Genomic DNA, 13,974 nt, shown 5'->3' with positions numbered 1-13,974 from the left:
GGGAGTACGAGATTCTTTGGAGCTGTGACACTCACAGTGTCCGCCTGGGCTCAGGGGACTGTCCGAGTTTCCGTGTGTGAGGCTCACTGAGCCTTCACCGATTTGGCGAAGGTGAATGAATATCTTACGTGCTCGATTTCGTGAACCGGTCCTCGTAGAGGATCGCAAATTGAATCGCCCCGGTTTCTGCGGAGGCTGTTTGGTTTAAGTCAGCCCACTTCCACAGTGACCTGACTGGCGAGTTGCCGGTAGTAGCTTGCCTCAGCCTCAGCAGGCGGGATGTACCCGATGGGTTCGAGCAGGCGATGGTGGTTGAACCACGATACCCATTCGAGCGTGGCGAACTCGACTGCTTCCTTGGTTTTCCAGGGAGCCCGGCGGTGAATCAGTTCGGCCTTGTACAGGCCGTTGATGGTCTCGGCCAGGGCGTTGTCGTAGCTGTCGCCCTTGCTGCCCACCGAAGGCTCGATGCCAGCTTCCGCCAGTCGCTCGGTGTAGCGAATGCTGACGTATTGCGAGCCTCTATCGGAGTGACAAACCAAACTGCCATCGCGCTCAGGCTGACGGGCATAGAGGGCTTGCTCCAGGGCGTCGAGAACAAAGTCCGTGCGCATTGAACTGCTCACCCGCCACCCAACGATGCGCCTGGCAAACACGTCGATGACGAAGGCTACGTACAGCCAGCCTTGCCAAGTCGAAACGTAAGTGAAGTCGCTCACCCACAACTGGTTCGGCCTCTCGGCCCGGAACTGCCGGTTGACCCGGTCCAATGGACATGGTGCTTTGCCATCACTGACGGTGGTTCGTACGGCCTTGCCGCGCATCACACCACGCAGTCCCATGCTGCGCATCAGACGCTCTACCGTGCAGCGGGCCACGGTCACGCCTTCGCGCGCTAGTTGCCGCCATACCTTGTCAGCGCCATAAACCTGCATCTTGGCCTGCCAGACTCGTTGAATCTGCGGCATCAGCAATTCGTCTCGTTTCGCTCTGGCGCAGCGTTTGTGAGGCTCGCGCACCAGCGCGGCGTGGCGCCGATACGCTGACGGGGCAACCTGCAAGACCTTGCAGAGCGGCTCGACCCCGAAAGCATTGCGCTGCTGGTCGATAAAGGCCCTCAAGACTTGAGCCGGCGGTCGAGCTCCGCCTGGGCGAAAAACGCGCTGGCCAGCTTCAATATCTCGTTGGCTCGCGCAATTCTTTGACCTCGCGCTCCAGCTCCTTGACCCGCTGGGCTTCGGCTGTGGTGACGCCTTCTCGCGTGCCTGCATCAACTTCGGCACGCTTGACCCACTCGTTCAGGGTCTGCGGCACGCAGCCAATCTTGGGGGCAATGGATTCGATGGCAGCCCACAGGGATGGGTACTCCCCGCGCTGCTCCTGAACCATTCTCACTGCGCGCTCACGCACCTCGGGCGAGAACTTGTTCGTCTTCTTCATGGCTCAATCCTCTCAGAGTGTTGAGCCTCCTCAAAAACCGGGGCGATTCAAGACTCAGTGAAGACCGATCGGAAAAGTACAACCCTGAGGGAATAAAAAGTACAAAGGTATATGCACCTCGCGTCGTCCTAAGCGGTTGATTTCTCAAATTCGGCAGTACAACGCTCAGTGCACATCGACAGTCGCCTGGGCCATCGGCCCAGGAATCAGAAGGCGCTATGGCAGGATGGTTGTGCTAAGCCATTGATTCAAAGGGGAATTTGATGGCTGCAGAGGTCGCGGCGAATCCAATATCTCGTTGTCAGAGCGTGTTCCCGGTACGGGGTTCCAGCCCTTTGTAGCCAAGTTTTTTGCGATTGTTGCGAAAAATAGAGCAGTCTTTTCATGATCCAGCGGTTTTCGCGCCGCTGGCATTGCATCCCCCGCTATGGCAGACTGCACCGCCCAACGCCTTCGGGAGACGCGCATGACTGAGCCGACCGCACTTTGCGACATTCTCGTTGTCACTACCACGGTGGCCACCGAAGCGGAAGCGCGGCGGCTGGCGCAACTGGTGTTGCAGGCGCGGCTGGCGGCCTGTGTGCAGGTGGAGCCCATCACGGCCTACTTTCGTTGGCAGGGCGCGTTGCAGGAGGACCGCGAGCTCCGGCTGGTGTGCAAGACCGTGCCCCGTGCGCTGCACCCTTTGCTGGCGCTGCTGCGGGCGCAGCATCCCTATGCGCTGCCGCAGCTGGTTACGCACGCGCTGCAGGGGTCCGCGGAATATGCTGACTGGGTGGATGCGCAGGTGGCCCACGCTACGGTGCTGGCATGAAGCTTGGGCATTCCCCAGTTTGCCGAAGTCTCGGCCGCTGGTACGGGTCGCTCAAACTCTCGGATCGCGATCACACGTTCAGGTCGATCTGCTGCACCGTGCCCGCGCTGCCGTTTTCTCGCAGGTAGATGCTGGTGGAGCGCACGGCGCCCAGGCTGTGGTTGTCCGCCGTGCGCAGGGCGAAGGGCGTTGCCTGGGCGGTGAGTTGCACCGCGCCCACGCCCAGTTCCTCCAGGGTCTGCAGGCTACCGCTGCCATCTGCATTCGGGGTCCACACGCGCAGCTGATGGAAGACCGGGTCGGCCTCATCGATCCAGCCGTTGCCGTCGCTGTCATGCCGGGCCAGTTCTGTAAAGCCGTTGCCCGTGTCCGGGCCGAAGAGTTCCAGGCCGCTGTCGATGCGCGCGTTCTGGTTGGTGTCCAGCGCCAGATAACCCCGGTTGCCGGCAAGCAGCGGCACTTGTTCGGTCTGCCCGTCGCCGTCCAGGTCGAAGGCAAAGCGCAGGTCCTGCAATTGGGCGGCGGTGCCGTCGAAGTTGATGACCAGCGGGTCCACCGCCACGGCGTCGCCCAGCCGCAGGCTCACGGAGGATTCCTCGCGGTAGCTGCGTTGCATATCCAGCTGCAGCGTGAACCGGATCTCCCGGCCATCGGTGGTGCGCACCGTGCCCGCTGCAGCGAACTGGGTGCGCTCGGTTTCTTCCAGCACTTCGCGCTGCTCATAGATCAGGCCAAAGCCCGCGCGCTGGCGCGGGGCTGCGGCCGTGCTGTTCGTTGGGGCCAAGGGGGGCGGGGGAGCTGCGGGCGCGTCAGTGGACTGCGGCCCGGCATAGACGCGGACGAGCACCCCGGTCATGCGTTCGATCAGATCGCGGATCATGGCGAGCTGGGGCGTCAGGCCCTCGTGGCGGGCGCGCTCCGGCAGAGGCTCGACCGAGGTGGTGACCCCATGGCGTGCATGGGCGGCCTGGGCCAGGCGGGCAGCTGTGGAGATTTGCAGCGGCGGTGCCTGGCGGGCGAGGGGCGTGCTGGCGGGGCGGTCGCCCACCCACATTTCCAGGCGGCTTGTCTGGCCGTGCATGCGCGTGGCGACATGCTGGGACTGCATCTGCAGGGTGGACGACTCGATTCTCATGGGGCACCTCCATGGTTTCCACGGAGGTCCGGCGCGGTGCGGGCTGGCGTGGCCCCTGGTTATCGGCACTTCTGCGCGGTACCTTGAATGCAATCCCGATACCGGCCCAAGGTCAGCCGGAGGTGCCTTCCGGGCCCAGCACCTCCCGCGCGACCCGTTCAAAGTCTTCCAGCGCCATCGGCCTGCCAAACAGATAGCCCTGAAACGCCTTGCAGCCGTGCGCCAGCAGAAATTGGTGGTGCGCCGCCGTTTCGACCCCCTCGGCGATCACGTCCAGACCCAGGCTGCCGGCCAGCGCGATGATGGAGCGTGCGATGGCCGCGTCGCTGGGGTCCAGCAGCACGTCGCGTACAAAACCCTGGTCGATCTTGATCTGGTCCAGCGGCAGGCGCTTGAGGTAGCTCAAGGACGAATAGCCGGTGCCAAAGTCATCCAGCGAAAAGCCCAGGCCCTGGGCTTTGAGTGCGCGCATGGTGGCGATCACGCTGTCCACGTTGTCCAGCAGCAGGCTTTCGGTCAGCTCCAGCTTGATGTGCGCCGGGTCGGCGCCAGTGCGCTGCAGCAAGGCCAGCACCTGTGTCACAAAGTCTTCCTGCAGAAACTGCCGCGCGCTGACGTTGATGGCCAGGCTCAGGTGGGCCATTGCCGGGTCCAGCCGCCACCGGGCTTGTTGGCGCAGGGCGGTTTCCATCACCCAATAACCCAAGGGCAGGATGAGGCCGGATTCCTCTGCCAGCGGGATGAACTCCGATGGCGGCACCATGCCGTGCGCGGGGTGTTGCCAGCGCACCAACGCCTCTGCGCCGGTAACCCGCCCCTGCGCGTTCACCTGGGGCTGGTACAGCAGCAGGAACTGCGACTGGCGCAGGCCGTTGTGCAGCTCCGTTTCCAGCAGCGCGCGGCGGTTCACGGCCTGCTGCATGTCAGGGTCAAAAAAGCGCAGGGTGTTGCGGCCCGCGTCCTTGGCGCGGTACATGGCCATGTCGGCCTGTTTGAGCACCTCGTCCACCGAGTCACGGTGCTCGCGCAGCAGCGTCACCCCGATGCTGGCTGTGAAGTGGTGTTCATGCCCGGCCAGATCGTAGGGCTGGCGCAGCTGGGCCAGGATCAGTTCGCCCAGCGTGCGCGCCTGGGCGGCGGCTTCCGGCGGGTCACTGCTCAGGTTCTGCAGCACCACCACAAACTCGTCGCCCCCCAGCCGGGCTACCGTGTCCTGCTCCCGCACGCAGCCGCGCAGGCGCAGGGCCACTTCCTTGAGCAGCAGGTCGCCCACCTCGTGGCCGCGGGTGTCGTTCAGGGTCTTGAAGTTGTCCAGGTCCACAAACAGCACGGCTGTGGTCAAGCCCGAGCGTGCGCCGCTGGCCAGCACCTGCTGCAGGCGGTCTACCAGCAGGCGCCGGTTGGGCAGCTGGGTGAGGGCGTCGTAGAAGGCCAGGTAGCGGGCCTCGTCCTCGGCCGCCTTGCGGCCCGAGATGTCGATGTCGATACAGAACATCTCCGGTGGGTGGCCCGGCACCCGGATGTAGGCATGGCTGGAGAAGACATGCACGGGCGTACCGTCCTTGCGCTGCAGCTGCAGCTCGCCGGCGGGAATCACCTCGGCCGTGGCGAACATGTGGCGTACGTGTTCACGCACGGCGTCGCGCATGGGGGGCGGAATGATGAGGTCGAGCAGGTTGCTGCCCAGTGCCTCCTCGGCCGTGTAGCCATACAGCTCCTCGGAGGCCTGGTTCCAGTAACTCGTGGTGCCATCTTCCAGATAGCCTTGCACCGAGATGGACGGGATATTGCGCAGCAGCGAGCGAAAGCGAAGCTCTGACTCGCGCAGCGCACTTTCGGCGCGCTTGCGTTGGGTGATGTCCCGCGCCAGGAAGACCACGGCCGCCTGGCCCCCCACTTTCACACCCAGGGGCTGCGCCCGCCCTTCAAATTGCCGCGTTCCCGAGAGTGTCTGCATCTCGTATTCCACGCTCTGCGTCTGGCCCGACAGCAAGGTGCTGCGGATCAGTTCCACAAATCTGTCGGCCTGCTCTGCGGGCAGCACGTCATGCATCCGCTTGCCCACGAGTTGGGCGGGGCTGGCGGCCAGCGGGGCGTCGTCGGGCGAGAGCACTTCCACATAGCGCCCCTGGGCATCCAGCACCAGCAGCACGTCGGGAATGGCCTGCGCAATGGCCCGCAGCCGTGCGGCCGTGCCGTGCAGTGCGCGTTCGGTGGCCAGGCGTTCTTCCACGTCGTGCAGCAGCAGGCCCAGGGCCACCGTGGCGGGTGTGAAGGTCAGCAGAAAGGGCAGGGCCAGGGTCTGGTTGACGCGCTGAACCACTTCGTTCGGCAGCAGCTGGAACACCGCCAGCACGGCGGTGTGCACCAGCAGCCCGAACAGCGCCAGCGTCACGGGCTCGACCCCCAGGCGCCCACGCGCCCGGCCCTCGCGGTAGACCAGGCCCAGTGCGGTGCACAGTGCGATCACCATCAAGCCCACCTCCGCCCCCGCGCCGCCCAGCCACAGGCGGCCGGTGGCGGCCATGGCGGCGGCGATGCAGGCCACCAGCGGGCCGCCAAACAGGCCTGCCATGCTCAGCACCACCGAGCGGGCGTCAAAGATCACCCCGGGCATCAGCACCACCGGCGTGAGCATGCCCACCACGCAGATGGTGCCAAAAAGAATGCCCGAGAACACCTGCCCGGTGCGCGGATGCTGGCGCCAGACGCGGATGTTGAACCCATGCAGAAAGCACAGCGCCAGCAGCAGGGCAACACCTTTGACCAGCTCAATGAACATGGGCCTCCGTGCCTTTCCAGGGGGAAGCCCATCATGGGGGAATTGCCGCAGTTCGTAAACGTGAAAATGGCCCCCGAAGGGGCCATGGATCACGCTGGCGGGGGGAGGGGGCGGCCCGGACAGCCGGGCTGCATCAGGTGAGCAGCGCCTGCGCGAACTCGCGCGCATTAAAGGTTTCCAGGTCTTCGAGCTTTTCGCCCACGCCGATGAAATACACCGGAATCGGGCGCTCCTGCGCGATGGCGGCCAGCACACCGCCCTTGGCCGTGCCATCGAGCTTGGTCACGATGAGGCCTGTGAGCTGCAGCGCGTCGTCAAACGCCCGCACCTGGGCCAGGGCGTTCTGGCCAGTGTTGCCGTCGATCACCAGCAGCACCTCGTGCGGGGCCGTGGCGTCGGCCTTGGTCACCACGCGGCGGATCTTCTTGAGCTCTTCCATCAGGTGCAGCTGCGTGGGCAGACGGCCGGCGGTGTCCACCAGCACCACATCCTTGCCGCGCGCCTTGCCGGCCGTGACGGCGTCAAAGCTCACGGCGGCCGGGTCGCCGCCTTCCTGGCTCACGATCTCGACCGTGTTGCGGTCGGCCCAGACGCCGAGCTGCTCGCGCGCTGCCGCGCGGAAGGTGTCGGCCGCCGCCAGCAGCACGGCCGCCCCTTCGCCTGCCAGGTGTTTGGTGAGTTTGCCAATCGAGGTGGTCTTGCCCGCGCCGTTGACGCCCGCCACCATGATCACCGTGGGGGTGTGTTCACCGATGATCAGGGCTTTTTCGAGCGGGCGCAGCAGGTCGGTCAGTGCGTCGGCCAGCAAACCCTTGACAGCGGCGGGGTCGGTGGCCTTGGCCTCCTTCACGCGGCGTTTCAGGTCGGCCAGCAGGTGGGTGGTGGCCTTGACACCGGTGTCGGCCATCAGCAGGGCCTCTTCCAGCTCTTCATACAGCGCATCGTCGATCTGCGTGCCGGTGAACACCGTGGTGATGCTGCTGCCGGTTTTGCGCAGGCCGGCCTTGAGGCGATCCAGCCAGCCCTTGCGTTCCGTGGGGGCGGCTGCCGGTGCGGAAGCGGGTGCTAGGGCAGCGATGGCGGGGGCTGCCACCGGCACGGGTGCCGCAGGAGTTGCCTGAACCGGGGCTGCCACCGGCACGGGTGTGGGAACGGGTGTGGCCGGGGGAGCTGCGGCGGGCACTGGCGCAGGCGGTGGGGCTGGCGCTGTTACGGGCGTGGGCGCCGGAGCTGCCTCGGGTGCCTTGGGGGCAAACGGGTTGCGCAGCCAGCCAAACGCTGCCGGTGCTGCAGCCGGGGCTTCGACCGGCGGTGGCGCGGGCACGGGCGCTGGAGCGGGTGAAGGGGCCGGAGACGGCGGCTGCGCCGCCGCAGCTGTCGCCGCTGGCACGACCGGGGTGTGGGGGGCGGCATGCGCCGGAGCGCCGTGCGAAACGGCCGGGGAGGGCGCATCGGACGGTGCAGGCGTCGATGGCGGAGCGGCGGGCTTTTTCTTGAAAAAACTGAACATTGGAGGGTTCTTAGAATCATCCATTCTATGAAACGTGCTTTCACCCTACTGGGCCTGCTGGCCTGCCTCTCGTCCGGGGCTGCCTTTGCGGCAACGCCTCCCGGCTCTCAACCCCCCGCTGCGCCTTCCACCACGCCGTCCGCCACGGCCTCTGGCGCGCAGCAGTTCACGCTCAAGAACGGCATGCAGCTCATCGTGCAGCCCGACCGGCGTGCCCCCACTGCGGTGCACATGGTGTGGGTGCGCGTGGGCTCCATGGACGAGGTGGACGGCACCACGGGTGTGGCCCATGTGCTGGAGCACATGATGTTCAAAGGCACCAAGACGTTGCCGCCGGGCGAGTTCTCGCGGCGTGTGGCGGCTTTGGGCGGGCGCGAAAACGCTTTCACCAGCCGCGACTACACGGGTTACTACCAGCAGATCCCGTCCAACCGGCTCGAAGATGTGATGAAACTCGAATCCGACCGGTTTGCCAACAACCACTGGCCGGATGACGAGTTCAAGAAGGAGTTGGAGGTCGTCAAGGAAGAGCGCCGCCTGCGCACCGAAGACCAGCCCCGCGCCATGCTGGCCGAGCAGCTGTTTGCCGCCACCTTCACCGCATCGCCCTACCGCCGCCCGATCGTGGGCTGGATGAGCGACCTGGATGCCATGACACCGAATGATGCGCGCGCCTTCTACCGCCAGTGGTACACGCCCACCAACGCCGCCGTGGTGGTGGCAGGCGATGTGGACGTGGCCCAGGTCCGCGCACTGGCCGAGAAGTATTACGGCAGCCTGCCCGCCCACGCGCTGCCCGAGCGCAAGCCCCGCACCGAGCCCGCGCAGCAGGGCCTGCGCCGCATCGCCGTCAAGGCCCCGGCCGAGCAGGCCTACGTGGCGCTGGCGTTTCGTGCGCCCAGCCTGAACCGTGTGGAGAACCTGACCGAAACCGACCGCGACGCTCTGGCGCTCATGGTGCTGTCGGCGGTGTTCAACGGCTACGACGGCGCGCGGCTCGACCGTGCGCTGACCCAGGGCGAAAACCGCGTGGCCGACAGCGCCAGCAGCGGCGCCATGGTCACGGGCCGTGGCCCCAGCCTGTTCATGCTCAGCGGTGTGCCCGCTGCAGGCAAGACGGCCCAGCAGGTGGAAGACGCGCTGCGCGCCGAGGTCACCCGCGTCGCCCGCGATGGGGTCAGCGAGGCTGAGCTGACCCGCGTGAAGACGCAGTGGATCGCCTCGACCGTGTACGAACGCGACTCGGTGATGAACCAGGCGCAGGAGCTGGGGGGCAACTGGATTCAGGGCTTTCCGCTCGACGCCAACGAACGCCTTCTGGAGCTGCTGCGCACCGTGACGCCCGCCCAGGTGCAGGCCGTGGCCGCCAAATATTTTGGCGACGACCAGCTCACGGTGGCCACCTTGCTGCCTCAGCCGCTGGATTCCCCCCGCCCCCGCGCACAGCCCGCACCCGGTGCGTCCCGCCACTGAACCCGCTTTGCGCCCTATTTCATGATTACTATTAAAAACATAGCTGCTCGCGCTTTACTGATAAGCGCTGGAGCCGTTTTTTATTCAAATTCTGCCTGGGCGCTGCTGCCCATCCAGCACTGGACGGAGGGGAACGGCGCCAAGGTCTACCTGGTTGAAAGCCCGGTCATCCCCATGGTGGACGTGCAGATCGACTTTGATGCTGGCAGCCGCCGCGACCCGGCGGGCCAGTCTGGCCTGGCCAGCGCTGTGGCCGCCATGGCCAGCAAGGGCGTGAAGGCCGGGCGCGACACCAGCACCGAACCCGCGCTGGACGAAAACGGCCTGGGCGAGGCCTGGGCCGACCTGGGCGCCAGTTTCGAGGTGGCCGCCGACAACGACAGGCTGCAGTATTCACTGCGCTCGCTCACCGACCCGCCGCTGCTCGACAAGGCCGCCCGCCTGGCCGCGCGCCAGATCGGCGAGCCCAGTTTTCCGGCCGACGTGTGGCCACGCGACCGCGCCCGCTGGAGTGCCAGCATCAAAGAGTCGCTGACACGCCCGGCCACCGTGGCCAACCACGCGTTTGAAGCCGCCGTGTACGGCAGCCACCCCTATGGCGTGCAGACCACCGCAGAGACGCTGGCGCGCATCAGCGTGGCCGACATGCAGGCGTTTCACACCCAGCACATCGGCGCCTGCCGCGCCAAGGTCAGCATTGTGGGCGCCGTTTCGCGCACACAGGCCCAGGCGCTGGTGGCCACGCTGCTGTCGCGCCTGCCCGCCAGCACCGGGTGCGCGCCGCTGCCGCCCGTGGGCGAGATCGCAGCGCTCACCGCCCCCGCCGAGCAGAACATCCCCTTCACCTCGGCGCAGGCCCATGTGCTGATTGGCCAGCCGGGCTTCCAGCGGCGCGACCCGGACTTTGTGGCGCTGCTGGTGGGCAACCACATCCTGGGCGGAGGCGGATTTGTCTCGCGCCTGACCAACGAGGTGCGTGAAAAGCGCGGCCTCAGCTACAGCGTGTACAGCTACTTTGCCGCTGGCATGCACGCCGGCGCCTTCACCGTGGGCCTGCAGACGCGCCCCGACCAGGCGGCCCAGGCCGTGAAGGTTTCGCGCGACGTGATCGCACGTTTTGTGGCCGAAGGCCCCACCGAGGCCGAGCTGCGTGCCGCCAAGGACAACCTCATCGGCGGCTTTGCGCTGCGCATCGACAGCAACAAGAAGCTCCTGGGCAACGTGGCCAACATCGCCTGGAACGAGCTGCCGTTGGACTACCTGGACCAGTGGACGAAGAAGGTCGAAGCCCTTACCGTGGCCGATGTGCGCACGGCCATGGCCAAGAAGCTGCAACCCGAACGCATGGTGACCGTGGTGGTGGGGGGCAAGCCATGAGCCGCTCAACCCTGAAGACCACCGCCATCAACGCCGAGATCCGCAAAGCCCAGGCTGCAGCGGCCACCCCCCCGGTTGCCGCTGGCAAAAAGGGCGCGCCCAAGGACAAGGCCGTTGCCGCAGCAGCGCCCAAGGGCGCGGGCGAAATCCGCATCATTGGTGGGCAATGGAAACGCACCCGCCTGCCCGTGGCCCAGCGCCCCGGCCTGCGCCCCACGCCCGACCGCGTGCGCGAAACGCTGTTCAACTGGTTGGGCCAGGACCTGACCGGCTGGCGCTGCCTGGATGCCTTTGCGGGCACGGGCGCGTTGGGGCTTGAAGCCGCGTCGCGTGGAGCGGCCGCCGTGCAGCTGGTGGAAAGCGATGCCGCCCTGGTGGCCCAGCTGCATACCCTGCAGCAGCGTCTTTCGGCCACGGCCGTGCGCGTGCAGCGTGGCGACGGGATTGCCGCCCTCAAACAGGCGGCGCCCGCCAGCATCGACCTGGTGCTGCTGGACCCGCCGTTTGACAGCGACCTGTTCGTCGCTGCCCTGCAGGCCGCGTCCAAGGCTGTGGCCGCCCAGGGCTTTGTCTACCTCGAAGCGCCCCGCGCCTGGACGGACGACGAGCTGGCTGCGAGTGGCCTGGTGCTGTACCGCCACCTCAAGGCCGGCGCCGTGCACGCGCACCTGCTTCAGCGCAGCACCTGAAGTAATTCAGCGCCTGAGCCGGATCTGCGGGCCGCAGCAGGCCCGCAGGGGCCTACCGTTTCAACGTCGCCAGCCGGGCGCTGCCGTCGGCTTCGATGCCCGCCATGTTCCAGCGCAGCATCTGCGGCAGCCCCGCCAGCGTGGGCTGGCGCACCCAGGCCAGGTGCACCGTGTAGCTGCCCGCAGGTGGGCTCGGCAAGGTCCAGGCAGTGTTGATCTGCGCGGGCGCACCCGGAAGAATGGCACGCGCCTGGGCGGTGCTCAGCAGCTCCCGGCTGGCCACCACCTGGCCGGTGCCATCGCGCAGCTGAGCCTGCAGTTGCCAAGGGGTGTAGAGCGGTGCGTTACCCGTGTTGTCCACGCGCACCTGCACCTGCACCGTGCTGGGCGTGGGGGCCGTGACAGTGATGGGCCCCAGCGCAAAGCGGTAGCCCGCCTCGCGCCCCACGGCCGCCAGGTGGGCCTGTTCGGTGCCCGTAAAGCTGGACCACGGCGCGTTCAGGTTGCCATTGCCCACGGTGGAGACATGGAAGTCGCGCACCTGCTGCAGCGCGGTGGCGGCGTTGGTCTTGGACTCGCCGGGGCCGAAGGGGCAGAACTCCGCGATCCAGGGGGCGGTCTTCCAGCGGTCCGAGATCTGTGCCCAGTCGCTCGGGCGGTCGGTCCACTGCTTCATGAAGCCGTCCTGCGCCAGGCAGTCCCAGCGCAGGCCCACCGGTAGCGTGGTGGTGGTCTGCTGGAAGAACGCGTACTGCAGCGTGTCCAGGTTGGCATGCGGGATGAACATTGCATGCTGCGCATTCGGGAACCTGTCGAAATGCATCTGCGCAATGCTGCGCTTGGTGGGGTTGGAGGCCGGGGTGATGCCTTGGGTTTCCAGGGCCGGCGTGTAGACCACGTTGGTGGTGTTCATGGCCCACTCGCCGTACTGCCCGTACAGGCCCACGTCGATCCAGGCCAGGTCCGACGTGTCGCCCAGCGCGGCGGCCACGGCCTGCAGCAGGGCCTGCATGCGCTCCAGCACATAGGGGTGGTTCCAGTTGGGCACCAGCGTGGGAGGCAATGCGGGCGCGGGCGGGGTGGGGGCGGGCATCGGGGCCGCCCACACACAGGCGGGGTTGGGTGCCGAGCATTGCGGCTGCGCCGTGCCCGCACCGTGCAGGTAGGTGGGCACGTCCAGCGTGTTGGTGCCGTAGCCGCGCATGGCCTGGATGCGAAACGCAAATTGCCGCCCAGCGGCCCGGGCGGCATCGCGCGCGGCCACCAGGTTGCCGAGGGTGTATTGGCCGGGTGTGTTGCGTTCCAGGTCTTTCCAGAGGTAGCGCTGGTAGGCGGCCTGGGGTGGTGCCGATTGTGCGAGCGGCACGTCACCCGGGTCCGAGCGCCACTGGTAGTAGCCCCGGCCGGGGTTGGGGGTCAGGTCGCTGGCGATGGCCAGGGGCGCGAGCAGGGAGTTCACTGAAACCACGCTCCATCCCGCGCTGGGCGGCGGGGGCGCAGGAGGTGGCGGCGGCGGTGGTACCGAGGGTGGCTGCGACGGCGGCGGCGATGGGGGTGGTGCAGACGGGGGCTGCACCGGCGGTGCTGTGGGGGCCGGCGGGGGCGGTGGTGGGGGTTCCGGCGTGGGCCCTGGTGCGGGCGCCGTGCCTGGGGCTGGCGTGGGAGTGGGTGCCTCGTTGGCGTCCCCGCCGCCACAGGCCGCCGCAAACAGGGCGGCCGCCAGGGCCGTGAGCCGCGCCATGCGGACGGGGTGCAAGGTGCTGAGGGTGTTCATGGACGCCATTTTTTGAATGAAATTGGGCTCTAGCGCTTATCTGATAAGCGCTAGTAGCTATTGTTTTTGATGTGATCTGTCCGGCGCGGTGGTCTCGGCTTCCGGTATCACCGTCAACCGCAGTGCATCTCCCTCCAGCGTGTAGGCGAAGGTGTAGCGGCCCGGATTCAGGGTGGCGCGGCCTTGTGGGAAGGAGGTGTCGGTCACGTCGGTGAGCTGGCGCTGGGCCAGCTGGATACGCGTCTTGCGGTAGTGCGCCAGCGTGGCCGGAACGGCGTGCCACCGGCTGGTCTGGCCGGGCCGCAAGGGGCCCAGGTCCACATGGCTGCGGGTGCGCGGCAGGCCTTGCCAGACATGCTCGAACACCTCCTGGCTGTTGTTGCGCACGCGCAGCCACACCGTGGGGTGGTCCTGCGCGTGGGCCAGTCCGGGTGCCAGCACAGGCAGCAGCCGCAGGAGTGTGCGACGCATCATTCCGAATCCTTCAGGCTTTGCAGGTCCCTGCTCAGGTCGCACACCCGCGCGCGTCGGCGTTCCAGCGCGGCACCGGCGATGTTGAGCGCGGCGGATGTGCCCTGGTCGGCATGCAGCATGGCGTCCCACTGGCCCTGCGCGGTGTCGAACGCCAGCCATGCGCGCTGCGCCGCACGCAGGGCGTCACGCCGTGCGGGGCCAGCGGCCTTGAGGGCCTGGGCGTAGACGCGGTTGAGCTCCTTGTCCCACGCGGCGTAGGCGGCCGACTGCGCGTCACGCAGGTCCACCGTCACGCCACCGCTGCGTTCGGCGGCTGCAGCCAGGGTCTTGTCGATGGGGTGGGCAGAGGTCTGGCCGCAGAAGTGTTCGGCGGCGTGGGCTGTGTGTGTCCCGGCGGCCAGCAGGGTGAGTGCGGCCAGCAGCGCAAGGGTGGTGTTGTACAAGGGCTGGTGCAGGGAGTGGTGCATGGGGGGGCCTTCTTTCTGGCGTTCTTCTCTTTTCAGGGG

At 67.0% G+C, this 13,974-nt stretch carries 10 protein-coding genes, 1 pseudogene and 1 other annotated feature; of the genes and pseudogenes, 4 read left to right on the top strand and 7 right to left on the bottom strand.

Translation table 11 applies throughout. The annotated features are described in order from the left end of the window. Positions 1-209: 209 nt before the first annotated feature. Positions 210-1,440 (bottom strand): annotated as a pseudogene (locus AC2YJX_RS14035) (IS3 family transposase). Continuing rightward, positions 1,047-1,163: a sequence feature (AL1L pseudoknot), on the bottom strand. (Overlaps the previous pseudogene by 117 nt.) Before the next feature lie 466 nt (positions 1,441-1,906). On the opposite strand from AC2YJX_RS14035, the gene cutA reads away from it, so the two are divergent. Continuing rightward, on the top strand, positions 1,907-2,254 hold the full coding sequence (gene cutA / locus AC2YJX_RS14030) for a divalent-cation tolerance protein CutA (protein WP_121508607.1): 348 nt from the start codon (positions 1,907-1,909) through the stop codon (positions 2,252-2,254). A gap of 70 nt (positions 2,255-2,324) precedes the next feature. On the opposite strand, the gene AC2YJX_RS14025 is transcribed toward cutA, so the two are convergent. The 3 genes from AC2YJX_RS14025 to ftsY form a co-directional block, all read right to left on the bottom strand. Continuing rightward, the gene (locus AC2YJX_RS14025; RefSeq protein ID WP_487256353.1) at positions 2,325-3,389 is read right to left on the bottom strand and encodes a hypothetical protein; all 1,065 of its coding nucleotides are present in this window, start codon (positions 3,387-3,389) and stop codon (positions 2,325-2,327) included. A gap of 112 nt (positions 3,390-3,501) precedes the next feature. Continuing rightward, entirely contained in the window at positions 3,502-6,171 is a 2,670-nt protein-coding gene (locus AC2YJX_RS14020) for an EAL domain-containing protein (RefSeq protein ID WP_487256352.1), read from the bottom strand. A 133-nt stretch (positions 6,172-6,304) separates the two neighbouring features. Beyond that, positions 6,305-7,681: a signal recognition particle-docking protein FtsY gene (gene ftsY, locus AC2YJX_RS14015; protein ID WP_487256351.1), complete on the bottom strand. Its 1,377-nt coding sequence runs from the start codon at positions 7,679-7,681 to the stop codon at positions 6,305-6,307. Positions 7,682-7,708: 27 nt separating this feature from the next. On the opposite strand from ftsY, the gene AC2YJX_RS14010 reads away from it, so the two are divergent. Genes AC2YJX_RS14010 through rsmD form a run of 3 tightly spaced genes read left to right on the top strand, consistent with a single transcriptional unit; the run spans position 7,709 to position 11,220 of the window. After that, positions 7,709-9,154: a M16 family metallopeptidase gene (locus tag AC2YJX_RS14010; RefSeq protein ID WP_431150398.1), complete on the top strand. Its 1,446-nt coding sequence runs from the start codon at positions 7,709-7,711 to the stop codon at positions 9,152-9,154. A 21-nt stretch (positions 9,155-9,175) separates the two neighbouring features. Continuing rightward, on the top strand, positions 9,176-10,531 hold the full coding sequence (locus AC2YJX_RS14005; protein ID WP_487256350.1) for a M16 family metallopeptidase: 1,356 nt from the start codon (positions 9,176-9,178) through the stop codon (positions 10,529-10,531). Beyond that, on the top strand, positions 10,528-11,220 hold the full coding sequence (gene rsmD / locus AC2YJX_RS14000; protein ID WP_487256349.1) for a 16S rRNA (guanine(966)-N(2))-methyltransferase RsmD: 693 nt from the start codon (positions 10,528-10,530) through the stop codon (positions 11,218-11,220). Before AC2YJX_RS14005 ends, rsmD begins: the two co-directional genes overlap by 4 nt. Positions 11,221-11,272: 52 nt before the next feature. Here the strand turns inward: rsmD and AC2YJX_RS13995 are convergent, their stop codons facing one another. From AC2YJX_RS13995 to AC2YJX_RS13985, 3 genes are read right to left on the bottom strand one after another with little or no spacing between them, the layout of a single operon-like run. After that, positions 11,273-12,994: a DUF4832 domain-containing protein gene (locus AC2YJX_RS13995; protein ID WP_487256348.1), complete on the bottom strand. Its 1,722-nt coding sequence runs from the start codon at positions 12,992-12,994 to the stop codon at positions 11,273-11,275. Between the two features lie 57 nt (positions 12,995-13,051). Continuing rightward, positions 13,052-13,465 (bottom strand): hypothetical protein, encoded by a 414-nt coding sequence (locus tag AC2YJX_RS13990; protein ID WP_487256347.1) that lies wholly within the window; start codon positions 13,463-13,465, stop codon positions 13,052-13,054. After that, positions 13,465-13,935, bottom strand: coding sequence for a lysozyme inhibitor LprI family protein (locus AC2YJX_RS13985; RefSeq protein ID WP_487256346.1), 471 nt, complete (start codon positions 13,933-13,935; stop codon positions 13,465-13,467). The genes AC2YJX_RS13990 and AC2YJX_RS13985 overlap by 1 nt, the downstream gene beginning before the upstream one ends. Between the last annotated feature and the right edge of the window lie 39 nt (positions 13,936-13,974).

The sequence above is a fragment of the Acidovorax sp. SRI_002 genome (genome assembly GCF_057586455.1).
The sequence above is the reverse complement of the archived record's forward strand: the minus strand, read 5'-3'. Positions and strand labels throughout refer to the sequence as shown.

What these genes read in the sequence shown, in the direction of transcription:
- cutA (WP_121508607.1), top strand. Translation starts at nt 1,907, where the DNA reads ATGACTGAGCCGACCGCACTTTGCGACATTCTCGTTGTCACTACCACG.
- AC2YJX_RS14025 (WP_487256353.1), bottom strand. Translation starts at nt 3,389, where the DNA reads ATGAGAATCGAGTCGTCCACCCTGCAGATGCAGTCCCAGCATGTCGCC.
- AC2YJX_RS14020 (WP_487256352.1), bottom strand. Translation starts at nt 6,171, where the DNA reads ATGTTCATTGAGCTGGTCAAAGGTGTTGCCCTGCTGCTGGCGCTGTGC.
- ftsY (WP_487256351.1), bottom strand. Translation starts at nt 7,681, where the DNA reads ATGTTCAGTTTTTTCAAGAAAAAGCCCGCCGCTCCGCCATCGACGCCT.
- AC2YJX_RS14010 (WP_431150398.1), top strand. Translation starts at nt 7,709, where the DNA reads ATGAAACGTGCTTTCACCCTACTGGGCCTGCTGGCCTGCCTCTCGTCC.
- AC2YJX_RS14005 (WP_487256350.1), top strand. Translation starts at nt 9,176, where the DNA reads ATGATTACTATTAAAAACATAGCTGCTCGCGCTTTACTGATAAGCGCT.
- rsmD (WP_487256349.1), top strand. Translation starts at nt 10,528, where the DNA reads ATGAGCCGCTCAACCCTGAAGACCACCGCCATCAACGCCGAGATCCGC.
- AC2YJX_RS13995 (WP_487256348.1), bottom strand. Translation starts at nt 12,994, where the DNA reads ATGAACACCCTCAGCACCTTGCACCCCGTCCGCATGGCGCGGCTCACG.
- AC2YJX_RS13990 (WP_487256347.1), bottom strand. Translation starts at nt 13,465, where the DNA reads ATGCGTCGCACACTCCTGCGGCTGCTGCCTGTGCTGGCACCCGGACTG.
- AC2YJX_RS13985 (WP_487256346.1), bottom strand. Translation starts at nt 13,935, where the DNA reads ATGCACCACTCCCTGCACCAGCCCTTGTACAACACCACCCTTGCGCTG.